At 50.8% G+C, this 307-nt stretch carries 1 protein-coding gene; it reads left to right on the plus strand.

Features of this window, described 5'->3' with window-relative positions; all coding sequences use genetic code 11:
- Window positions 1-95: 95 nt before the first annotated feature.
- On the plus strand, window positions 96-307 hold a 212-nt coding region (locus LZP73_RS19810; protein WP_442800776.1), incomplete at its 3' end, for an alcohol dehydrogenase catalytic domain-containing protein.

A 307-nucleotide genomic window follows, 5' to 3' on the forward strand; every position in this document is an offset into this window, starting at 1 on the left:
TACAGCGATGTGTAACCTTTGTCACACTCCAGGCACCCCGCCCTGCCATGCTCTACACTTCCCAGACCACACCAGAGAAGGACCAAAAAATGTCGATGATAAAAAGCTATGCCGCAAAAGAAGCGGGTGGCGAACTGGAAGTTTATGAGTACGATCCCGGTGAACTGAAGCCACAAGATGTTGAAGTGCAGGTGGATTACTGCGGGATCTGTCATTCCGATCTGTCAATGATCGATAACGAATGGGGATTTTCACAATATCCACTGGTTGCCGGGCATGAGGTGATTGGTCGCGTAGTGGCGCTCGG

It is taken from the genome of Shewanella sp. AS16 (genome assembly GCF_021412365.1).
In the GTDB taxonomy this organism is placed as follows: Bacteria; Pseudomonadota; Gammaproteobacteria; order Enterobacterales; family Shewanellaceae; genus Shewanella; species Shewanella salipaludis.